Here is a 20,873-nt window from a genome sequence, read left to right as displayed (position 1 = left end):
GCGGGCTTATTTTACACGCTTACAGCCGCCTAGCCCGGATTTGGGTGATTGGCGGCGCGGCTTAAAAAGTAACGGTGACGACGACGGTGTCGGTATAGCCATTGGCGACATACGCATTGGCGACGTCGGTTTGGTGAATCATCGCCGAAGCTCGGAGCTCTTGGGGCAAATCAATGCCGCGGCCAGTACCCGACACTTCACTCAATATCAGCTCATAAGGTAATTTATGGCCTGCCACTTCCAGATTATTCTGGTTGCCCACGGCATGCTGGCCGTGATCGGCAGACACCTGATACGAAATGCCTTTGCTACACCAAAAATGGATGTCAGCACTTTGCAAATAGCTGCCAGAACCATTACCACTTAGATTACCCATATCGATGGTGGCATCTTGGCCATCAACAAACTCACAGGCGCCCACCACATTGGCATTGATTTGCACGTTTTTCGATGCAGCCAAAGCGGTACCGCTGGCCAATACCGTGGTCAAACTCAAAAGGGCAGCAATCAAAGTGCGTTTCATGGTGTAACTCCTGTTGATCTCGTTTCATCAAGTGTTAATCACTTGTCATGCTGTGCAGTGTATGCACTTTTACATTTTACTTCTCGGCACAAAGTCACATGCCAACTGGGTAATTTTTGGCATCTTGTCGACACTGATCGTATTTTTATCGCTTTGATTTAAAAGGTAATAATCTGATTTCTTGTTAAGCCTGCTGGGTATGCTTTTATGTGTTTTATTAATGCTTGATTTTGTGGCCATACCCACGCCCATCGAATAAAAACATGCAAATAAAGGCGCGAACTAGAATGAAATGAGCACCCATACGGAGGCTGTTATGTTCTCAATGCGATCCATTCGCCCACCTGCGGTCGCGGGGTTGTTTTATCCCGACGATGCTGCTGTTTTGCGCCGTGATATTCAAGACCGCATTGGCCATCCCAAAGCTCATTTGCCTACGCCCTGCGCCTTGTTGGTGCCGCATGCGGGTTATGTCTATTCGGCCGATATTGCGGCCAGCGCGTATCGCCTGCTGGCGGGCGGCGCGGCGTTTGAGCGCATTTTGTTGCTGGGCCCAGCGCATCGCGTGGCGTTTCGCGGTTTTGCGCTGCCTTCTGTTGTGGCGTTTCACACGCCATTGGGCGATGTGCTGGTCAATGAAGGAATGCGGCAGATCGCCTTGGGTTTGTCTGGCGCGGTGCTCGATGATGCACCGCACGCGCAAGAGCATTCGCTGGAAGTTCAACTGCCGTTTATTCAGACGCTACTGCCACAGTGTTCGATCTTGCCCATCGTGGTCGGCGATGCGCGGCGTGAGGATTTGGTGCGGCTGATTGCGACTTTGTGGGATGAGCAAACGTTGGTCATCCTTAGCTCCGACTTTTCGCATTATTCGCCCTATGCCGATGCGCAGCGGCACGATGCGAAGACGATGCAACACATACTGGCCGCCGAGCCACTGCTCAATGGCGAGGACGCTTGTGGTTGTCATGCGCTCAATGCATTGCTCGTGGTCGCCAAAGCGCGTGGCTTGGTCGCCCAGCAACTTGATTTACGCAATTCAGGCGATACTGCCGGAGATCGCGTACGCGTCGTCGGCTATGGCGCGGTGGCTTGGTTTGGGGCGGTACAACCATCAACTTTATCTGTGCAGCAGAAGGCGGTCAGTCACCATGAGGCATTGGGCGCCGCCCTGTTGCAATTGGCGCGTCTTAATGTGGCGGCGACGGTGGGGATTGAGCTTGATGTGGATATGCCCGATTTGCCCGAGTTGCATGAAGCAGGCTCAACCTTTGTGACGCTGGAGCGAGAAGGGCGGCTACGTGGTTGTGTCGGCTCAATAGCTAGTGCTCGCCGCTTGCTTGACGACGTGGCGCACAATGCGCGCGCGGCGGCGACGCAGGATTGGCGTTTTGCGCCATTAAGTCGCGCCGAGTGGGCGGGTTTAAGGATAGAAGTGTCGCTCTTGAGCCGACCTGCGCCGTTTGAGGTGACGAGTGAACAGGATGCTTGTGATCAGCTGGTACCGCTGCGCGATGGCGTGATTTTGGAATACCACCATCATCGCGCGACTTTCTTGCCGCAAGTGTGGGAGTCATTGCCAGAGCCGCGCGATTTTCTGGCGCAACTGAAACTCAAAGCTGGCTTGAGTGCGCATTTTTGGTCGCCTGAGATTCGTTTGCAGCGCTATCAAGTTGAGCGCTGGCAGGCTGCTGAGGAAGTCGAGCCATGAGCAATGTCATTGGGCGATATTGGCAGCGTTTAAACGATGGTCGCATTGAGTGCAATGTGTGCCCGCGCGCCTGCAAACTGCACGAAGGTCAGCGCGGCGCGTGTTTTGTTCGTATGTGTGAAAACCAGCAAATCGTGCTGACCACATGGGGGCGCAGCTCGGGGTTTTGCATCGACCCGATCGAGAAAAAACCGCTGAATCATTTTTATCCGGGCTCCAGTGTGTTGAGCTTTGGTACAGCGGGCTGCAATTTGGCGTGCAAGTTTTGCCAAAATTGGGATATTTCCAAGTCGCGGGAAATGGATACGCTGATGGATAGCGCCACGCCCGCGATGCTGGCGGCCGCTGCGCAGCAGCATGGCTGCAAAAGTATTGCGTTTACCTACAACGACCCGGTGATTTTTCTGGAATACGCCGTCGATGTCGCCACGGCGTGTCGCGCGGCAGGGATCAAGACGGTGGCGGTAACGGCGGGCTATATCGATGGCCCAGCGCGGGTCGAATTTTTCTCGTTGATGGATGCGGCCAATGTCGATCTGAAAGGTTTTACCGAGCGGTTTTATCACAAACTCTGCGGTGCGGAGCTGGCCGTGGTACTCGATACGCTCAAGTATCTGTACCACGAAACGGCCGTGTGGCTCGAAATCACGACGCTACTGATCCCGGGTGAGAACGACAGCGATGCGGAAATCCAAGCCGAATGCGAATGGGTTATGCGCGAGCTTGGCCCTGATGTACCGTTGCATTTCACCGCCTTTCATCCCGACTACAAAATGCGCGATTTACCGCCTACGCCAGCCGCTACGCTCACGCGTGCGGCGCAAATCGCCCGCCGTTGTGGCTTGCATTATGTGTATACCGGCAATGTGCATGATACGCAGGGCGGGACGACGCATTGCCCTGCGTGTAATGCGCCACTGATCGTGCGGGACTGGTATCAGATCGTGTCGTATCAGCTGAGCAATAGTGGCCAATGCCCCCTATGTGGAGAACAGATAGCGGGGCATTTTGGTGTGTATCAAGGCTGTTTTGGGGCGCAGCGAAAACCGATCAGGTTGATGGCGAGCCGCTAAGAGCGATTGCATTTTGGCGCCGTGCAAGGCAAGCTCATTCCAATCAAGTTAGGAGCTCATCATGGGAATCAATCAAGCCAAGCAAGAAGCCAAAGCGCTGAAAAAAGCCATGCAAGAGGCGGGCCATATTGAGGATGATTTGATCAACGAGCAACGTCGGCAAGGTTTGAATGATGCGCTGAAAAATAGAAAGCTCGCAGGCAGAGAGGCCGCTGCGCAACGCTATCTCGAAAAGCAGGAGCTGGAATTATTAAAGCGAAAGAAAAAAGACTGATGGGTATATTGCTGTGATTATTTTAGGTGAATGCCTTCAGTAATATACCTACTGAGTTTCTTGCCGACGTTATCCCCTCAAGTCGGAATTTTGAGGAGAAGGCTCGCTTAGACAGAATGGCAAAAAAAAAGCGCACTTCAGTGCGCTTTTTTCGTACCAGATACCGTCGAGATTAATGCATTTTCCATTCCTGCATCTGTACTTTGCTGCTACCGAGCTGCCGAACTGATTTGAGCGAAGAACTAGACGCTGGGCGAAGTGGCGCAGGAATCGGCTGAATGATCAGTTTTTTCGTGCCACTGATGATCAGATTCAGGCCATCCGGCGTAATTTCCAGCGGGGTATTACCGCAAGGGTTTGTTTTATACAGATCGTTATACCAACACATCGGATAACTGGCTAAATCAAAATTACCAACGACAGGCACGCCTGCATTAGATGCGCTAGTATTAAAGACATAGATCTTCGGTTTGCTCGCTGGCTCGGGTGCTGTGGTCGAGTTTTGCGAGTACAAATTGTAATTTACCGCCAAGACGTAAGCACGACTGCCATCAGGCGACAGTACGACCCGTTCGATTGAGTAATTGCTATCGGGCAAGGTCAAGCTGCCAAGCACATTGAATGCACCGTCATAGATGCGGCCATTGAAAACCATACGTGTGCCGTCGGTATTCAGATGAATATCGCTAGAGGTCGTTAAATCATGCGGCGCAGTTTGCAATGTATGATCTGCGGCATTGAAGTAGCGCAATGTTGACGCTGGGGATATCCCATAGCTTGGGCTAAAGACGACACGCTCGCCGTTACCAGAATGAGCAAAGCCGGGGCCATTGTATGCATCACGGTATGTCAAATTGCTAAAGGTCAGTGTTTGCAAATCAAAATAGCCCAAGCCTCCCCATTGTCCGGCGTTGCTTAGCGCTAGCCAAACTTTATTGTCATTGCTGATCGAGAGCCCATGTGAGTTGATATAGGGTGCTTTATTGCCCAGCCCTTCTGGATAATTGACACGCTTTAATTCTGCAAGTGTCACAGGGTCACGCATTGAAATATCGCCATTGGTCGTTGCGACGATCAGTTGACTTAGATCGGGGCTCAAATTGGCATTGAGCAAATTCGGAATAGTTGTCGTACCTAGAGTATTCCAACTGCTGTCATTTTTGACATAGCGCGTGATGTGGCCGTCGGTATTGTTAATACCGCTGGATATTGCAAAGATGGCCTGACGTAATGGATCAAAAATCAGTGCTGTAGAGCGACCCGTTGCAGCCGGAAGCTCGGTATACGTCAAACTTGGAATACTAACGACGTTGTAGCTTGCAGAACTATTCATCGTCGCATTAAGTGCATTGCCCATGCTCAATGTATACGTACCCGCTGCCGCGCCTGGCAACTGAATGCGCAGTTCTGTATCGTTAACAACCGTCACCGCGTTTGTGCTCAAGCTTGGGGTGATGACAAGTCGTGCTGCTGGGTTTTGCAGGCTGGCAAACCCTCGGCCACGTACGATCAATTGATTACTCTGGTTGACTAGACCCGTCGGCATGGCTGACGTGATCTCGGGTAGTTTCTTTTCAAGCTGCACCTGCAATTGGCGCACAGGCTGATTGCTTTGATCTGGTGTGAGTGTGATTGTGCCGCTTAATGGCTGCTCGGCAAAATTTCCCACCGCGCTAATTTGCGCTGGATCGATCTGATAGCTCAAGTTGCCGCCAGATTGCCCCGTCGGAGTGATGATTTTTAGCCAGTTGCTATCGCTGCGGGCTGTCCAGGTGCCTGTTGCCCCATTGCTCTGCGCTGGTGTGGACCAAGTTTTTAACAAGTCTGCAGTCTGAGTGTCGCCACCAATGGTAATCAATTGCGTATTGGGTGTATTCACCGTGTACTCAATGCTGATGTTTTTGGTAGAGATCACCTGCTGGTTTGCATCGCGAGCAGTTAAGGTGAGGTTGTTTTTGTAAGTGCCCACACTTGGCATGGCCGCGGCACTGAGTTCCACCGTTGTGCCCGTCACCTTGGCGCTGAGCCAGGGTGTTGTTGCGTCCAAATTTGGGGCTACCACTGCGCTCAGGCTTGTCGCACCTGCTGGTAGTTGCACTTTAATATTCCCGTTGACGCCAGTACCTGGCACGCTGGCGAGAGTGGTCGGTCCCGATGTGACGGTCAAGCCCGCTGACACCGTGATGGTGTAGGGGATTTTCATCGGTGAACCTGCGTAATGGGCGTTGCAATTCATATCTTTGCAGGCCAAGAGGGTGATCATGCCTGAATAGGTGCCTGCCGCTAGGTTCGGGTCGACCGTGGTGTTAAAGGTCGCGGTTGTCGTACCGAGGGTGTAGGTCATCTTGCTAATGGCTTTGCCTGTCCATGCGCCGCCGACATACACCGCATCGCGGGCTGTGCCACTAGTTCTGACTTCAATCGTACCGCTTGGTGCGCTACTGCCTTCCACAAATGAGATATTGAGTGCTTGTCGATCTGTCGAAACGGATAGATCTGCACTACCTCCCCCGCCACCGCCTCCTCCGCATGCGCTAAGGATGAGAGCAGTGACTGCTATTATTTTTTTTATCATGATAAATGACTCATTTTGAACAAAGATTAATGCTGGGTCTGAATTGGTCTGGCAGGTCGGCTAGATCGAATTAGGACATCTGTTCACATTTTTTGCGTGTTGTTTTTGTCGTGGAAGAACTGCCGCTTCAGCATGAAAGGAGGGTGGTTTTTCCTTGAACGCACGGTTTACTGAGCAAGCGCCTTCGACCCAAAGCCGGATAAGATCAGGCTCACCTGTCATAAAATGCTTGGTCATCATACGCATTTGATGCTGACGTACTTGACGAAAATTGCGTTTTTTAAGCCAGCCTAACGGGTAGGCGCAATTCGCCGTGTTCGATTGCGCCGTTATTGCGAAAAAGATGAAGGTGGGGTCGACTGGCATCGGGAATCCAGCGTTGCTGGCATTCGAGCCAGTCACTATATAACCAGCGAAATTGCGCACCCGCTCCTCGATAAGCTAGGCATAAATAGTATCCTGCTGGCATTTTATCGACCAGCCAACCCTCTGGTGGCGCACCTGTTGCCAGTACCGCCCATTCAGCAAATCCTTGTTCACCGGTAATAAAACCTGGATCTTCCCGGGTGATGGCGCACCATAAGGGTGGACGCTCACCCGAAGGCAGGGTGTTTTTCAGTATCTGCCCATATTCTGCGGCGTAACGTCCCCAGAGCCCAAAGCGTCTGGTACACCAGATGGGTAAGCGGGGGCAAAATCTAACTCTTGCGCTGAGTGCGATATCTGGTTTGCACGCTTCGAGTGATGCCATTAAGGATTCATCGCTGGTGCCTTGAGGATCACTCTGATGCAATCGCCGCCAACGCGCCTGTATATCGAGGTGAAACTCTAGCCATGCCCCTTTGCGCCAATCGCGAGGAGCAAAGCCAAAAGCTTTGCGAAAATTGCGGGAAAAAACACTATCTGAGCTAAACCCTGTTTCATGGGCGATTTGGAGTAATGGGGTATTTTCATGCCGAGTGCGTAAGGCGGCACGAAGTAAGCGACGCTGCTGGAGATAATCAATCGGAGTATGACCGGTCAGCTCAGCGAAGACCCGCTCAAAGTGAGTGGCCGAATAAGATGCATTTCGTGCGAGGTCATCAAGCCGCCAAGGCGTGGACAATTGCTGCTCTAACTGCAGGCAGGTATTGAGCAAGCGCGATGTACGTGGTGATAAATCCATGGCGCGGAAACTAAAAAGCAAAACCCCACAATTTTAGCAGAACGGCCTAGTTCATATTCTGCAAATCCTGCATAGATAGGCTCTGAGACTCGAGTGACAGACAAATGGAGGCGAGCCTCGTGTGCGAACCATGGTTTTGTCGCGGAAGGTGATGCTTTTGCAGGGCTCTCATTGAGCTCAATATTTTCCATTCCCGGTAGCTAGACTTCGTTTTGCTGTCTGCGTGTTTTTTTGCGGTGCACTTTTGCAATTGAAACAAAGCAAAAAGACCGCCTCGGCGGTCTTTTTTTATTGGCTTAGTGCAAAACAGGATCTTCGTCGATTTGTACCAAATCGCGCAGATATTCAACCGTTTTTTCACCAGCAGGCCAGCATACGCGGGCTTGGTTGCCTTCAATTTTCAAAATACGGCCATCGTATTTTTCGGCAGAAAAGTCGCCTGCGCGATTGACGCGGGTATTGACTGAAAGATCGTAGGATTGGCCTGAAAAGCGTTCAATCAGAGAAGAAATCAGCATTAACATGGTGTACTCCTTGGTGTGTTTTGTAGTTTATGGCTGTATGATATGCCTATTTACTACGTAGTACAACTACATTTTGTGTGTGATTATGTACGTCGCATGTAACCAAAAGATGGCATGTCATTTGCAAGCCCTTGCTTGCATACCCTCCGTGGCCGACAGCGAGACTGGCCACTTGTGTTTAGGAGCAGGTATGCCAACTTCACCCGAATTTATTTCCAAATCCACCGATCATGCCGCCGTTGAGCTGGTGCTGCGTCAGGCTAAGCGCTGCCAACGTTTGGCCAATACGGGGTCTATTTCAGCGGCATTGCCCATCCTTCGTCGGTTGATCAATGCCGGCGCGGTTGCGGAGACCTCCCTCACCGTCTTATTTCGTCAGCGCGCTACGTTGCAACGGAAACATTTTTTGCGCATGCTGGCCTTAGAGGCGGGATTGAGTAGCTGGGAATTGCTGCGGCCACATCTGTTGACGCTGGGCGCTGATGATTTAGCACACTTCCAATGGCGAGAGAGCGAGGCTGGAAAGCTAAATTTGTGGTTTGCTACGCCTGAAGCCGCTGCGCAGTATGTGCAAGATCAGGGTGGGCGGCTCGTCAAAGTAGGGACGCAAGCGCTTGTGTTGAGCAGCTAAGGAAGAATGAGTCGGGTGCAAGGCTAAGCTCGACTCATTATAAATATTCAGATTTTTCTAGCGAGCATTGAGTGAGTTGATGACAAATACATTGGCATGTATTGCCCTGTAATCTTTTTAATTTATTGATTGTGGGGATATACCCCTATTTATTTTTTTGTACCCACTCCATCCAGCTTTTGAATAAGCTGGGTGTACGCGCGGCTACTGCGCTGCGGTGCCAAGGGTTTTCATCCCAATAATTATCATGAAACAGCGCGCCAACTTGGCCGCCGGATTCGAGCAAAATTAGCACGCCAGCAGCGTAATCCCACAGTTTTTGCGCGCCATGCAGCATCACGTCGGTGCGCCCTGCCGCGAGCCAGCACCAATCAATGGTGGAAGCGCCGAAATTGCGGTGGCTATGGTAAGGGTTCACGGTTACCACGCGTGTCGCCAAATGGCCCGATAGCCATTTGGTTTCAATCGAGGCCATCGCGTGTTTGAGGATTTTATCGTCGTTCAAAAGCGGTAGGCGCTCGCTATTGAGCCATGCTCCGCAGCCCGCTTCCGCGGCAAAACATTCATCCAGCACGGGGATATACACCACGCCTAGCACCGGGCGATGCTCGCGGTAGAGTGCGATGGAGACGGCAAAATAGGGTAGACCGTGGGCAAAATTGCTGGTGCCGTCAATTGGATCGACGATCCACAGGCCAGCAGGGTGATCTTCCCACAGCTTTTCCTGCTCGCTTTGGCTCATCTCTTCGCCCAGTACGGGGCAATCGACGAGCAGCGGTAAGAGGCGTTGCAATGCGGTTTGTGCGGCCAGATCGGCTTCTGTGAATAAGCTACCGTCGTGCTTCACCTCGGCGACCACTTTTTGATAGCGCGGCATGACCTCAGTTGCGGCGACTTCACGCGCAATATTGATCAGGGCTTGTAACGATGGGCTAGGTGTTGCGGTATTCACATTTAATCTCGTTTGTATCGGCTCAGTTGTTGAGTCGATCAATGGCAAGTGTTTGATACAAAATAGTTTACTGGAAATAGTTTACTTGCTATGCGGCGTTGCACCAATAAGTGAATGCCACGATGTTGTGGTGTATTTTCACATGCAGGATTTGCGTATGAATGCTGCGCAAATTCACTCTACAACGTTGAGCTTGGATTGTATGCCAAAAAAAACCCGCGCTGATGAAATCAGTGCGGGTTTGATGGTTCTAGTTACGCGGTGGGTACTAGCCTGCGAGCAGGGCTCGCAGTGGCTAATCCCGCAGCGACTAGATTAGTAAGGCCATTTCCAATCTTTAACTTCTGGCATGTCATCGCCCACATCAGCGATGTACTGAGCGTGTTCAACCAGTTTGTCAGTGAGTTTCTGACGAACGTGTGCACCAATTTTTTGCAGTTTTGGTACACGGTCAATCACGTCGATTGCCAAGTTAAAGCGGTCAAGTTGGTTAACCACAACCATGTCGAACGGAGTCGAAGTAGAACCTTCTTCGATGTAACCACGAGCATGGATGTTAGCGTGGCCGTTACGACGGTAAGTCAGGCGGTGAATCAACCATGGGTAACCGTGGAAGGCAAACATCACAGGCTTGTCAGCAGTGAAGATCGCGTCAAATTCGCGGTCTGTCAGGCCGTGTGGGTGCTCTTCGTTTGGTTGCAGAGTCATCAAATCGCAGACGTTAACGAAGCGGATTTTCAGATCTGGGAAGTGTTGACGCAGCATATCAGTTGCAGCCAAAGCTTCCATGGTTGGGATTTCACCCGCACACGCCATCACTACATCTGGCTCGCCGTCTTGGTCGTTTGATGCCCAATCCCAGATACCCAGACCTTTGGTCGCGTGTTTGATCGCTTGATCCATAGTCAGGTATTGCAGTGCTGGCTGTTTACCGGCAACAACCACGTTCACATAGTGACGTGAACGCAATACGTGGTCAGTTACAGACAACAAAGTGTTCGCATCAGCTGGCAAGTAAACACGGATCACTTCAGCTTTTTTGTTCACCACGTGATCGATAAAGCCTGGATCTTGGTGAGAGAAGCCGTTGTGGTCTTGACGCCATACGTGTGAAGTCAACAGGTAGTTCAACGATGGAATCGGTTTGCGCCAGTTGATGTGACGAGTTGTTTTCAGCCATTTAGCGTGCTGGTTAAACATTGAATCGATCACGTGGATGAACGCTTCGTAGCAGCTAAAGAAACCGTGACGACCAGTCAAGTTGTACGCTTCGAGCCAACCTTGGCAAGTGTGCTCAGACAAGATTTCCATTACACGGCCATCTTGTTGCAAGAAGTCATTGGTTTTGTCTTCTTCGAAGTAGTTCGCCAACCAAGTTTTACCTGAAACTTCGAATACGTCGTTCCAACGGTTAGATGCAGTTTCATCTGGGCCGAAGATACGGAAGTTTTTCTCTGCTTCATTTTCTTTCATGATGTCGCGCAGGAATTTACCCATTACGCGAGTCATTTCAGCATTTTCAGTGCCTGGTTTTGCAAATTTAACTTCGTAGTTACGGAAGTCAGGCATTTTCAGGTCTTTAGACACTTGGCCGTGTACAACTGGGTTAGAGCCGATACGTTTTTGACCTTTTGGTGCCAATGAAGTCAATTCTTCTTTTACTGAGCCGTCGTCGTTAAACAAAGATTTAACGTCGTAAGAAGCCAACCATTTTTCCAAGTTCAGTACATTCTCGCCGTCGATATCAGAGAATGGAACTTGGTGGCTGCGCCAGTAGTCTTCTACTTTTTTGCCTTTGATTTCTTTCGGGCCAGTCCAGCCTTTTGGCGTGCGCATTACAATCATTGGCCAACGTGGGCGAACGATTGGTTGACCAGCAGCCACTTCAGCTTCAGCTTTAGCGCGGATCGCAGCAAATTTGTCCATACACAAGTCCATTGCCGCAGCCATGTCTTGGTGGATTTGTACGAATGTTTCTGGTTTGTCGTTGAATGTTTCGTTTTTCAATTCAACGAAGATTGGCTCGTAGCCATAACCTTCGAACAATTTAGTTACTTCTTCTTTGTCCATACGGGCAAGAAGTGTTGGGTTAGCAATTTTGTAACCGTTCAAGTGCAAGATTGGCAGTACAAAACCGTCATTGATCGGGTGGATGTACTTAGTAGAGTGCCAAGAAGCAGCCAATGGGCCAGTTTCAGCTTCACCGTCACCCACTACAGCGATTACTACTTGGTCTGGATTGTCCAAAGCCGCGCCGTATGCGTGTGATACTGAATAACCCAACTCGCCACCTTCGTGCATAGAACCTGGAGTTTCAGGAGCTACGTGTGATGGTATGCCACGTGGGAAAGAGAATTGTTTGAACAGGCGTTGCATACCTGCTTCAGAACGATCGATGCTTGGGAAGAACTCTTCGTATGAACCTTCCAACCAAGTATTCGCAACGAAACCAGGACCACCATGGCCAGGGCCAGTGATGTAGATCATGTTAACTTCGCGTTCAGTAATGATGCGGTTAGCATGAGCAAAAATGAAGTTCAGACCAGGTGTAGTACCCCAGTGACCCAACAAACGTGGCTTGATGTGCTCGCGTTTCAGCGGCAGTTTCAGCATTGGATTGTCGAGCAAGTAGATTTGACCAACAGACAAATAGTTTGCCGCTTGGAAATAGCGATGCATTCTATCTAATACGCTTGGAGATAACGGTTGAGCCACGGTAACACCTCTTATTTGGGTTGTGTTTAGTGATTGCTAGGTAAAAGGCTGTATTCCCTTCACCCGATGAAGCCAGTATACGGAGCGCTGGCTTCTGCCTACTGATGCAAATCAAATCCTGCGTTGGCTTTTAGTCCATCCTGGCTAAATTGCTTGATACAGCGCAAAAAGTTGACCTGTTTTTGTAATTTTGTTACTGAGCCTTGGCATTTTTTTGTTGAGTCAAACAACAAATGTCCAAGCACTTCAAGCCGAAAATACAAACCCACTCAACTTGCCAGTGTCATAGCATACAGCTTGAGCTATTTTTTTCAATGTAAACATTACAAGTTACCTAGTGATTACTGTCGCAGATAGTTCTTGAGGATTTCGATTGTTGCTTGGTGAGGTAGTGCTACTGTGCGCTGCCGTGTTTGTGGCGTGAATGATTGAGGCAATAAAAAGCCCACCGCGATGGGTGGGCTGAGCTTGTGAGTAGCAAATGATCAGTAGTGGAAGAATACCAAGGTCATCACAATACACACCGGCAGCAAGCAGGCGATGGACCAGCCCATATAGCCAAAGAAGCTTGGCATTTTGACGCCACGATCTTCAGCCACCGCTTTAACCATAAAGTTGGGGGCGTTACCGATATAGCTCATCGCGCCCATAAAGACCGCACCGCAGGAAATCGCCAAGAGCGTTGAGGCGTATGGGCCCATCATATGTGCCGCATCGCCATGCGCCAGATTGAAGAACACCAGATAGGTCGGTGCATTATCAAGGAAGGCCGACAAAATACCGGTCATCCAGAAATACATCGAGTCGTGCGGCGTGCCATCGGGATTGCTGACTAGCGCGACCAGATTGGCCATTGCGCCATCAGAGCCGGCCTTCAAAATCGCAATCGCGGGTGCCATCGCGATAAAGATGCCGGCAAATAGCTTGGCGACTTCCAGAATCGGCCCCCAGTTAAAATCGTTGCCCGCACGCACTTGAGCTGGCGTGATTTTTAAAGAAATCAGGCCAATCACCAGCAATAGCACATCGCGCACAATGTCTTGCAAGCCAAGGTGCGAGCCCATGACTTCCCATTCGATGCCAGGCTTCCAAACACCCGACATCACCACGAGGCCGATAATCGCCGCAAGCAGGTAGAAATTACGCTTGCCATAGATTTTGAGCGCGCTATCGGGCGTTTTGTCGCGCGGTAGTACGCCTTCTTTTTTGAAGTAATAGCTATCAATGGCGTAAAACATCGCTAAGAGCAAGGCGCTCATCAGCAAGACCGGACCAGCCATATGTTCAACCGTCCACATAAAATCCACGCCCTTCAAAAAGCCGAGGAAGAGCGGTGGATCGCCCAATGGTGTTAGACCGCCACCGACGTTGGCAACGAGAAAAATAAAGAACACCACCACATGTACATTATGGAGTCGATTGTCATTGGCTTTCAGGATGGGGCGAATCAGCAGCATCGCCGCGCCGGTGGTACCCATCAATGAGGCCAGTACTGTTCCCAAGGCCAGAATGCCAGTATTGAGCTTGGGTGAACCATGCAGATTGCCCCACACCAAGATGCCGCCAGAGACGGTGTAGAGCGCGAACAAAATCAGAATAAAGGGGATATATTCCTCGAGCAGCGCGTGAACGATCACTTCTGCAGTAATACCTACGCCTGCGTGCAGTGCAAAGGGAATCACAAACAGCGCGCCCCAAAAGGCGGCCACTTTACCAAAATTTTCGTGCCAGAAATGGGGCGCAAAAATAGGAAACAGTGCGATAGACAATAACAGCCCTGCAAAGGGAATGATCCAATTGAGCGACATGCTGCTGCCGTCCAAACCTGCCGCCATGGCGACGCTGGGCAGTAAGCTCGCCAATGCCAAAACAAATTTCAACATGCTTGATAAGTCTCGTAGTTTAGATACATAGGGGTGTATGGCTCTAAAGATTAATTTATGCAATGTCTTTAGGGCTATACCCTTTAGGGTTGAATGAACTCGATTTTATAGCCATCGGGGTCTTCAACAAAAGCAATCACTGTAGTGCCATGCTTCATCGGGCCGGGCTCGCGCACGACTTTGCCCCCTTTGGCGCGAACGGCATCACACGTCGCCACGATATTGGGTGTTTCCAGTGCAATATGGCCATAAGCATTGCCCAAGTCATAACTGCTAGTATCCCAGTTATGCGTTAATTCCAGCACGGTGTGGTGCGCCTCATCGCCATAGCCTAGAAAAGCTAGCGTAAAGCGGCCTTCGGCATAATCTTTGCGACGCAAAAGCTGCATGCCCAGTACTTCGGTATAAAAAGCGATCGAGCGATCCAGATCACCCACGCGCAACATCGTATGTAAAATACGCATCACAACATCCTTTTTTCTTAATGGTGGCAGTAGTTTACCGCGTGAGTGCCCGCAAGTCGTGCAGCATATTGCCAAAGTAATTTAAAAAAACTTCAAATTAGGCGTTGACAGGCGGCGAAATAACCTTATAATGCGCATCTCTGTATGTGACGAAGCGGGTCGGTAGCTCAGTCGGTAGAGCAGCGGACTTTTAATCCGTTGGTCGAGGGTTCGAATCCCTCCCGACCCACCATCGCCAAATACACACCTTTCTGGGTCGGTAGCTCAGTCGGTAGAGCAGCGGACTTTTAATCCGTTGGTCGAGGGTTCGAATCCCTCCCGACCCACACGAATTATGCAAAAAGCCTCATCTTCGGATGAGGCTTTTTGTTTTGCGCGCTAAAAATTGATCGCCACAAAAAAGGGTGCCGCAGCACCCTTTGATTATTAATCAGATCAAAATGATTAGGCCAAAACTTGCCAGACGCGTGCGCCATAGATAGGCGCGAGTGGATGAACAGCAATTTGCCAGACAGCCACTGCGCAAGCGATGCCACTGAGCGGCGCTCCCCAGCTGAGATGAACTGGCATGCCCGCCAAAGCGCGAGCGCGCAGGCTATGCCGCACCGCCTGCGTGCCGAGCCACAGCACCAAGCCGACTGAAATCGCCGCTAGCGTTAGTAGAATCGGGAAGGAAAATAAGCCATCGCTCGCCAAGCCAATTGCGGCGCCAGCCAAAATACCCGGCATCAGATACGCGGGAGTCCAGAGTAAGCAGGCCAAGACACAGGCGGGCCAGAAGCGACGTCGTGGCATCGACAGCATGCCCGCCACCATCGGCAATACTGGGCGAGTTGGCCCCAAAAAGCGGCCGACAAAAATCCCTACTGGGCCGTGATGGCGCAACACAAGCCGTGCCTGAATCAATAAACGGCGATGCGGACGAATAATCGATAAGCGATGGAGCTGGCTGCGATAGCGATAACCCAACCAGTACGATAAGCCATCACCAATCAGGGCGGCGATAAAACCAACTGCACAAGCGACCCAGAAATCCATTTGGCCATTGCCAATCAACGCGCCCATCGCCAGCATTAAGACTGTACCGGGGATCAGCAAACCCACAATCGCGGTTGATTCGGCCAGAACGATGATAAACAGCAGCAATAAAGCCAGTTCGCTTGAATGTGCCAATAATGAATGCAGCCAGGTTTCCATATCGCCCTATGCGAAAAATAAAATCCATGCTTTGAGGCCGATATGGGCTGAAGGTTCCTTGCGTATGTTAAATAAATATCTAGGGCTACTACGTACTTTGACTACATTTCGGTGCGTAAGACCCTATTGTTTTTAGGCGTTTTTTTGTTTTCAAAAATGTAGTACATTTCATAAAACAACTAGATAAAGGTGAAATATTTCTACATGCAAATCGATCCCGTTGTCCTATTTTTCTTGCTGGGTTTGGCTGCGGGAGTGGCCAAGTCAGATTTAAAACTGCCAAGCGCTCTATATGACACCTTATCGGTATTTTTATTGCTGGCCATTGGTATCAAAGGCGGTTTGGTGTTGGCCAAACAACCAATTTTAGAGATATTGCCGCAGGCTTTGCTGGTCATCGCGATGGGTTTTATTTTGCCCTTGCTGGCTTATCCGGTGTTACGCCTCAAGCTCGCTCAGCCAGATGCCGCAAGCGTCGCAGCGCATTATGGCTCTGCTTCGGTGGTGACGTTTGCTGTCGGGGTGGCTTATTTGACGCGTCTTGGGGTGAGCTACGAGTCGCAAAGTACTTTGTTTCTAGTCTTGCTGGAAATGCCCGCATTGATCATTGGCGTGATATTGGCGCGTCTTGGCGCCAAAGCCGACGGAGCGAAAGCTGGGCATGGTTGGGGTAAATTGCTGCATGAGGTTTTACTGGGTAAAAGCATGGTCTTGCTGATGGGCGGCTTGTTGATCGGTTTGGTGGCTGGGCCAGAAGGGATTAAACCGCTAGATAAGCTGTATTTAGATCTATTTAAACCCGTATTAACCTTGTTCCTGTTAGAAATGGGCTTAGTGGTTGCAGGGAAGATCGGCGTCTTGCGCCAGCAAGGTTTATTTATTTTGGCCATTGGCGTGGGCGTTCCGTTGGCTTTTAGCTGGGTCGGGATTGGTTTTGGCTTGATGATGGGGCTGTCATTGGGCGGGCTCACTTTGTTGGGTACCTTGGCGGCCTCGGCCAGCTACATCGCTGCGCCCGCCGCAATGCGGATGGCAGTACCGCAGGCCAATCCTGCCTTGTCGCTTGGCGCGGCGTTGGGGATCACGTTTCCATTTAATCTGCTGGTGGGTATCCCGCTCTATTATCAATTCGCTAGTGCTGTTGCATAAGGAAGGACCATGAATTTTCACGCCAAAACGATGCTGACGATTGTGACTGAAGCAGTATTGGAAAATGACTTAGTTGAATTATTTGAAGCTAACCAAATTCGCGGCTGGACCATTGTTGCTGCGCGCGGTAAAGGCGCTCACGGTGAAAAACGGGGCAATTTTGATGCCAATGAAAATATCCAAATCGAGTTAATCACCAATACGGCCCGTGCGGAGCAATTGGCTGAGCAGATTCAGCTGCAATTTGGCCAGCATTACGCGCTGGTGCAATGGCTCTCTGAGGTGCGGGTGTTGCGGGCCGAGAAATTCTAAGCTGATCTATCGATGCAATCCGCTCGCGGCTGGGCGAGCTGCAGAAAAAGCCTTCGTACGTGGCGATCTAGCCCAACGAAGGCTTTTTTATTGTGTATTTTTCGCAGTGTGACCAGTCAAACAAACCGTATTTTTGCAAGTTTTATGGGGGCTGCTATGCTCAAATCCTAATCTGCGGGATAAATGAGATGGATCAAGCCACAGCAATGGATCGCAAACTCTTGGCGCTAGAGCCTGATCTGGCTTCGCCGCAGCCTGTTGCGATCCAATTCTTCCAAAAATTAAAAATTGCTATTACCGCAGGCTATTGGCTGCCCAATGAGGTCTTGCCCGGGATTGCCCAATTTGCCGCTTTATTTAAATTACCCGAAGCAGTAGTGCAGATCGCTTTTGATCAGTTGGTGAGCGAGAGCTGGCTGCGCTGTGATGAGCAAGGGCATTATCTGATCACCCCCAAAATAGATCAGCCCGTTTCACGCTTGAGTAATTTATCCGATCTATTACACGCCCGAGGATTTAAGGCGGGTTCGGTGTGGCTTAAACGCGAAATTGCCGCGCCCAATATCGATGAGCAATGGCGACTAAAGTTACAAACAGGCGCCAAAGTGAGTCGTTTGCAGCGGCTACGAACTGCTAATGATGTCGTGATTGGCTATGAATCAACTAGCCTGCCTAGCAGTATCTTGCCTGACCCGAATGCGGTGGGCACATCGCTGTACCAATTTATGAATGAACATAATCTGGTTATCGCAAAAGCGGTCGAGGAGATTGACGCATTTTCTTGCGATGCGGCAATGGCTGCCTTATGTGGGTTTGAGCTCAACAAAGCACTTCTGCGCTTAACGCGGGTGAGCTTCTTGCCCAATGGGCGGGCTTTTGAGCTGACCTATTCTTATTTCCGTAGCGATTATTATCGCTACGTTGTTGAATTTAACGATTAGTCGCCCAGCAAAGATGCTTATGCCCACTACGCCAACTGTATCCCATGAAGCACTGCTCGCTGCCTTGCCTGTCGCCGCGTGGATGAAGGATTTGCAGTCGCGCTATATTTGGGTCAATCAAGCGATGGCCGATTTGATGGGTCGGAGTTGCGATGAATTGTTGGGGCAAAGTGATCTCGATCTATTGCCCGACTGGATGTCTGAGCAAATCCAATTTGAAGAGTTAGCCGTATTGGCACGCCAAGAAGGACGCAATAGCGAAATTGATTTGCCTAAAGTTGGCAATCTAAATCGAACAGTGCGCTGTTATCGCTCGTGTACCTATAGCCCACAAGGAGAGCTAACGGGTATTGCAGGCTTTGCGGTCGATCTCACGACGGAAAGGCAATTGCGCAAGGAGCTTAAAGCGCAGATCAATAGCCAGTCGAGTTGGCTGCGTGCTTTGCAAGATCATGCGCTGATTACAATGATGGATAGGCAGGGTAAATTTACCTATGTGAGCGATCAATTCGGGCGTCTGATTGGTCAATCGTCGAAGTCATTAATTGGCCAATTGCGCAGTAACTACGAATTACAGCCGCAAGGTTTGCAAATCAACTATTACCTGACCTTGGCGGAGCAAGGAACGCCGGTGACCTTGGAGTTTACCGGCGAGCGAGCCGATGGTAGCCAATATTGGGTGCGCTCACTATTAATTGCGCTCAATTCACCCGCGGAAACCGAGCAAATCTTTTTTGAATTGGCGACCGACTTAACCACTGAAAAACAAACCGCCAGTGCGCTCAATCTGGTGAACAATAATTTAATCGAACTGATTAATAAAAACACTGAATTGATTGCGCAATTGGAAGTGGCCGCACGGACCGACCCATTAACGGGCTTACTGAATCGTCGGGCCTTATTTGAGCGCGCGAAACAAGAGGGGGATCGGGCCAAGCGCAAAAAGCTGCCTTTGTCGGTGATTGCGATGGATATTGATCACTTCAAAGTGATCAATGACAGCTACGGTCATGAAGTCGGCGATCAGGCCTTGATCTTGTTAGCGCGCTGGTGCGGGCAAACTTTGCGCTCCAGCGATTTAATGGCGCGTACTGGCGGCGAAGAATTTGTCGTGCTGTTACCTGATACTGATTTGGAACATGCACTGGCGATTGCTGAGCGGATTCGCCTCTTGGTTGCGCAAAGCAAGGTCAGTGCGAACCAGAATGCAATTCTGTTTAGCTATACGCTTAGCCAAGGCGTGGCATTACTCGGCGAAAATGAAAGTATCCAAGACGCGCTCGTACGCGCTGACCATGCCTTGTATCAGGCCAAGGCAGAAGGGCGCAACCGAGTATGTGTTGCGCAGTCTTCAGATTAGTCTTTCGATTTGGGCCACAACAGCAATGGGGCTGCCACCCCGAATGCCAGTGCAATCACGACCATGCAGGCGGTAATTCCGCTGACGCCTGCTGCCACCAAAAGTTGTGAGCCATCTGCGCCATGAGGTAAGCGTGCCAATCCGAGTAGGCCTTGTACCGCTTTGTACATATAGGTGCCAGGTACCATCGGGATTGCGGCGCTGACGGCATAAATTGCGCTCGGCTCATTGTGCCGTGCTCCCCACCATTCGGCGACAAGGCCAATCAACAGTGCGGCACAGAGTGTCGCTAGCACAATGTCGCCGCCGTATACCATCACTAATTTACGACAAGCATGTCCGACGATGGCCAGTGCGCCGCACATCCAAAGGGCGCGGGGCGGCACATTAAATAATAAGGCAAAGCCTAAAGCTGCAGGCGCCGCCCAGAGTTCCAATAACCATGTATTCATCATTTACCCCAAAATTCGCAATGCAATGCTCACGCCAACGGCGATGCCAAAAATAATCACGGCACTCATTGTGAAACGCACAATCCCGTTTAAGTAATTGCCATTGAGCAAGTCGGCTGCGCCATTAATGAGTGGCACGCCAGGAATCAAGAACAAGACCGATGCGGCTAGTGCTGCATCAGGCGTGCTGCTCGCTTGATGTGCCAGCAAACCCGTAATGAGTAAGGCGACAAAACTGGATGCCGTAGCGAAAATCGAAGGCTTGAAATGACGCAAAACCATGAAAAAGCGCACGGCCATCCCACAGGCTGCGCCAATGGTGGTGAAAATAATTGCAGGTATATCGCCACCAAATAGTGCAGCAAAGGCGCCGCATGATATACCTACTAAAATGGTAATTAGCCAGCGGGGGTAGTGCGTTGCACGACCGGCAATTTCGTCGAGTTGCCGCTTGGCTATTTTGGCATCGATTTCGCCATGCTCAAGCTGATGCAGCCAATGGCGCACTGCCGTCAGTGATGAGAAATTGGCACCCATATGCGGCGCTTTGCGAAAGGCGGTGAGTGTTTCGTTTCCCAGTTCATTCGCACGCTCGACGGTGGCACCGATATTGGTCGAGGAAATCATAATATCAACCCGAGCCGCGCCCAGTGCTTTGGCAATTCTTTGCATCGCCATTGACGTACGATGAGTGCCCGCACCAGATTGATGCATTAGCAAACCCGCTTGCAGCGACAGCGCCAAGATTTCATCCAGAGACAGTAATGGAGTGGTTGATATGGTTTGCATACGGGCAGCCAGAGCACTGAGAATAGGCTGATTGTAGGTGAATTTGCGTCCTAGGGTCTTGCTACGTGTCAAATCCCACCTTAACAGGGATTCTTGCTTGAGAGCCAACACCGGAAAGGCAGTAATCTGCGCCGTATCGTTTGTACGCGAGTGAGTTCGCCGAGTTTTCGCGACCGTAGGAAG

19 protein-coding genes and 2 tRNA genes are annotated in these 20,873 nt (G+C 50.6%); 10 read left to right on the top strand and 11 right to left on the bottom strand.

Translation table 11 applies throughout. From position 1 onward, the window contains the following. Positions 1 to 61: 61 nt before the first annotated feature. Positions 62 to 523, bottom strand: coding sequence for a spore coat protein U domain-containing protein (locus tag HQ393_RS12330; protein ID WP_179355461.1), 462 nt, complete (start codon positions 521 to 523; stop codon positions 62 to 64). 316 nt (positions 524 to 839) lie between these two features. Between HQ393_RS12330 and amrB the strand changes: the two genes are divergently transcribed. The 3 genes from amrB to HQ393_RS12315 all read left to right on the top strand — a co-directional run bounded on the left by amrB (position 840) and on the right by HQ393_RS12315 (position 3,581). Continuing rightward, positions 840 to 2,234 carry an AmmeMemoRadiSam system protein B gene (gene amrB, locus HQ393_RS12325; protein ID WP_179355460.1) on the top strand — a complete coding sequence of 465 codons (1,395 nt, stop codon included), beginning with the start codon at positions 840 to 842 and terminating at the stop codon, positions 2,232 to 2,234. Next, positions 2,231 to 3,307: an AmmeMemoRadiSam system radical SAM enzyme gene (amrS, locus tag HQ393_RS12320; RefSeq protein WP_179355459.1), complete on the top strand. Its 1,077-nt coding sequence runs from the start codon at positions 2,231 to 2,233 to the stop codon at positions 3,305 to 3,307. The genes amrB and amrS overlap by 4 nt, the downstream gene beginning before the upstream one ends. Before the next feature lie 61 nt (positions 3,308 to 3,368). Beyond that, the gene (locus HQ393_RS12315) at positions 3,369 to 3,581 is read left to right on the top strand and encodes a hypothetical protein (protein WP_179355458.1); all 213 of its coding nucleotides are present in this window, start codon (positions 3,369 to 3,371) and stop codon (positions 3,579 to 3,581) included. Between the two features lie 172 nt (positions 3,582 to 3,753). Here HQ393_RS12315 and HQ393_RS12310 read toward each other — a convergent pair whose 3' ends face one another. The 3 genes from HQ393_RS12310 to HQ393_RS12300 all read right to left on the bottom strand — a co-directional run bounded on the left by HQ393_RS12310 (position 3,754) and on the right by HQ393_RS12300 (position 7,845). Continuing rightward, entirely contained in the window at positions 3,754 to 6,156 is a 2,403-nt protein-coding gene (locus HQ393_RS12310; RefSeq protein WP_179355457.1) for an IPT/TIG domain-containing protein, read from the bottom strand. Positions 6,157 to 6,436: 280 nt separating this feature from the next. Further along, positions 6,437 to 7,321, bottom strand: a complete 885-nt coding sequence (locus tag HQ393_RS12305; RefSeq protein WP_179355456.1) for an AraC family transcriptional regulator — start codon at positions 7,319 to 7,321, stop codon at positions 6,437 to 6,439. Between the two features lie 296 nt (positions 7,322 to 7,617). Continuing rightward, positions 7,618 to 7,845, bottom strand: coding sequence for a hypothetical protein (locus HQ393_RS12300; RefSeq protein WP_179355455.1), 228 nt, complete (start codon positions 7,843 to 7,845; stop codon positions 7,618 to 7,620). A 190-nt stretch (positions 7,846 to 8,035) separates the two neighbouring features. Here HQ393_RS12300 and HQ393_RS12295 point away from each other — a divergent pair, with 190 nt between their 5' ends. Next, positions 8,036 to 8,476, top strand: a complete 441-nt coding sequence (locus HQ393_RS12295) for a hypothetical protein (protein WP_179355454.1) — start codon at positions 8,036 to 8,038, stop codon at positions 8,474 to 8,476. A 145-nt stretch (positions 8,477 to 8,621) separates the two neighbouring features. On the opposite strand, the gene HQ393_RS12290 is transcribed toward HQ393_RS12295, so the two are convergent. From HQ393_RS12290 to gloA, 4 genes are all read right to left on the bottom strand, one after another. Further along, on the bottom strand, positions 8,622 to 9,428 hold the full coding sequence (locus tag HQ393_RS12290; protein WP_281361463.1) for an inositol monophosphatase family protein: 807 nt from the start codon (positions 9,426 to 9,428) through the stop codon (positions 8,622 to 8,624). Between the two features lie 315 nt (positions 9,429 to 9,743). Then, on the bottom strand, positions 9,744 to 12,158 hold the full coding sequence (locus tag HQ393_RS12285) for a phosphoketolase family protein (RefSeq protein WP_179358497.1): 2,415 nt from the start codon (positions 12,156 to 12,158) through the stop codon (positions 9,744 to 9,746). A gap of 470 nt (positions 12,159 to 12,628) precedes the next feature. Then, entirely contained in the window at positions 12,629 to 14,026 is a 1,398-nt protein-coding gene (locus tag HQ393_RS12280; protein WP_179355453.1) for a sodium:proton antiporter, read from the bottom strand. A gap of 83 nt (positions 14,027 to 14,109) precedes the next feature. Next, positions 14,110 to 14,490: a lactoylglutathione lyase gene (gloA, locus tag HQ393_RS12275; protein ID WP_179355452.1), complete on the bottom strand. Its 381-nt coding sequence runs from the start codon at positions 14,488 to 14,490 to the stop codon at positions 14,110 to 14,112. A gap of 156 nt (positions 14,491 to 14,646) precedes the next feature. Between gloA and HQ393_RS12270 the strand changes: the two genes are divergently transcribed. Both HQ393_RS12270 and HQ393_RS12265 read left to right on the top strand, forming a co-directional pair. After that, a tRNA-Lys gene (locus tag HQ393_RS12270) sits at positions 14,647 to 14,722 on the top strand. Positions 14,723 to 14,743: 21 nt separating this feature from the next. Continuing rightward, a tRNA-Lys gene (locus HQ393_RS12265) sits at positions 14,744 to 14,816 on the top strand. A gap of 118 nt (positions 14,817 to 14,934) precedes the next feature. Here the strand turns inward: HQ393_RS12265 and HQ393_RS12260 are convergent. Beyond that, positions 14,935 to 15,687, bottom strand: coding sequence for a DedA family protein (locus HQ393_RS12260; protein WP_179355451.1), 753 nt, complete (start codon positions 15,685 to 15,687; stop codon positions 14,935 to 14,937). 204 nt (positions 15,688 to 15,891) lie between these two features. Between HQ393_RS12260 and HQ393_RS12255 the strand changes: the two genes are divergently transcribed. The 4 genes from HQ393_RS12255 to HQ393_RS12240 all read left to right on the top strand — a co-directional run bounded on the left by HQ393_RS12255 (position 15,892) and on the right by HQ393_RS12240 (position 19,449). Continuing rightward, entirely contained in the window at positions 15,892 to 16,836 is a 945-nt protein-coding gene (locus tag HQ393_RS12255) for a sodium-dependent bicarbonate transport family permease (RefSeq protein ID WP_179355450.1), read from the top strand. A 9-nt stretch (positions 16,837 to 16,845) separates the two neighbouring features. Continuing rightward, positions 16,846 to 17,148, top strand: coding sequence for a P-II family nitrogen regulator (locus tag HQ393_RS12250; RefSeq protein ID WP_179355449.1), 303 nt, complete (start codon positions 16,846 to 16,848; stop codon positions 17,146 to 17,148). Positions 17,149 to 17,336: 188 nt separating this feature from the next. Continuing rightward, positions 17,337 to 18,089, top strand: a complete 753-nt coding sequence (locus HQ393_RS12245) for a GntR family transcriptional regulator (protein WP_179355448.1) — start codon at positions 17,337 to 17,339, stop codon at positions 18,087 to 18,089. A gap of 19 nt (positions 18,090 to 18,108) precedes the next feature. After that, positions 18,109 to 19,449 (top strand): sensor domain-containing diguanylate cyclase, encoded by a 1,341-nt coding sequence (locus HQ393_RS12240; RefSeq protein ID WP_179355447.1) that lies wholly within the window; start codon positions 18,109 to 18,111, stop codon positions 19,447 to 19,449. Here the strand turns inward: HQ393_RS12240 and HQ393_RS12235 are convergent. Then, complete coding sequence (locus tag HQ393_RS12235) at positions 19,446 to 19,904, bottom strand: threonine/serine exporter family protein (RefSeq protein WP_179355446.1); 459 nt, start codon at positions 19,902 to 19,904, stop codon at positions 19,446 to 19,448. The genes HQ393_RS12240 and HQ393_RS12235 overlap by 4 nt on opposite strands. Then, complete coding sequence (locus HQ393_RS12230; RefSeq protein WP_179355445.1) at positions 19,905 to 20,690, bottom strand: threonine/serine exporter family protein; 786 nt, start codon at positions 20,688 to 20,690, stop codon at positions 19,905 to 19,907. Between the last annotated feature and the right edge of the window lie 183 nt (positions 20,691 to 20,873).

The organism is Chitinibacter bivalviorum (assembly GCF_013403565.1).
Taxonomy (GTDB): domain Bacteria; phylum Pseudomonadota; class Gammaproteobacteria; order Burkholderiales; family Chitinibacteraceae; genus Chitinibacter; species Chitinibacter bivalviorum.
Note: the sequence above shows the minus strand (reverse complement) of the source record. Positions and strands in the feature narration are given on the sequence as shown.

Bases quoted from the DNA above. Each gene is read 5' to 3' on its own strand.
- gloA (WP_179355452.1), bottom strand. From the start codon at position 14,490: ATGCGTATTTTACATACGATGTTGCGCGTGGGTGATCTGGATCGCTCG.
- HQ393_RS12300 (WP_179355455.1), bottom strand. From the start codon at position 7,845: ATGTTAATGCTGATTTCTTCTCTGATTGAACGCTTTTCAGGCCAATCC.
- HQ393_RS12235 (WP_179355446.1), bottom strand. From the start codon at position 19,904: ATGATGAATACATGGTTATTGGAACTCTGGGCGGCGCCTGCAGCTTTA.
- HQ393_RS12315 (WP_179355458.1), top strand. From the start codon at position 3,369: ATGGGAATCAATCAAGCCAAGCAAGAAGCCAAAGCGCTGAAAAAAGCC.
- HQ393_RS12330 (WP_179355461.1), bottom strand. From the start codon at position 523: ATGAAACGCACTTTGATTGCTGCCCTTTTGAGTTTGACCACGGTATTG.
- HQ393_RS12250 (WP_179355449.1), top strand. From the start codon at position 16,846: ATGAATTTTCACGCCAAAACGATGCTGACGATTGTGACTGAAGCAGTA.
- HQ393_RS12280 (WP_179355453.1), bottom strand. From the start codon at position 14,026: ATGTTGAAATTTGTTTTGGCATTGGCGAGCTTACTGCCCAGCGTCGCC.
- HQ393_RS12310 (WP_179355457.1), bottom strand. From the start codon at position 6,156: ATGATAAAAAAAATAATAGCAGTCACTGCTCTCATCCTTAGCGCATGC.
- amrB (WP_179355460.1), top strand. From the start codon at position 840: ATGTTCTCAATGCGATCCATTCGCCCACCTGCGGTCGCGGGGTTGTTT.
- HQ393_RS12240 (WP_179355447.1), top strand. From the start codon at position 18,109: ATGCCCACTACGCCAACTGTATCCCATGAAGCACTGCTCGCTGCCTTG.
- HQ393_RS12230 (WP_179355445.1), bottom strand. From the start codon at position 20,690: ATGCAAACCATATCAACCACTCCATTACTGTCTCTGGATGAAATCTTG.
- HQ393_RS12260 (WP_179355451.1), bottom strand. From the start codon at position 15,687: ATGGAAACCTGGCTGCATTCATTATTGGCACATTCAAGCGAACTGGCT.
- HQ393_RS12305 (WP_179355456.1), bottom strand. From the start codon at position 7,321: ATGGATTTATCACCACGTACATCGCGCTTGCTCAATACCTGCCTGCAG.
- HQ393_RS12245 (WP_179355448.1), top strand. From the start codon at position 17,337: ATGGATCAAGCCACAGCAATGGATCGCAAACTCTTGGCGCTAGAGCCT.
- amrS (WP_179355459.1), top strand. From the start codon at position 2,231: ATGAGCAATGTCATTGGGCGATATTGGCAGCGTTTAAACGATGGTCGC.
- HQ393_RS12255 (WP_179355450.1), top strand. From the start codon at position 15,892: ATGCAAATCGATCCCGTTGTCCTATTTTTCTTGCTGGGTTTGGCTGCG.
- HQ393_RS12295 (WP_179355454.1), top strand. From the start codon at position 8,036: ATGCCAACTTCACCCGAATTTATTTCCAAATCCACCGATCATGCCGCC.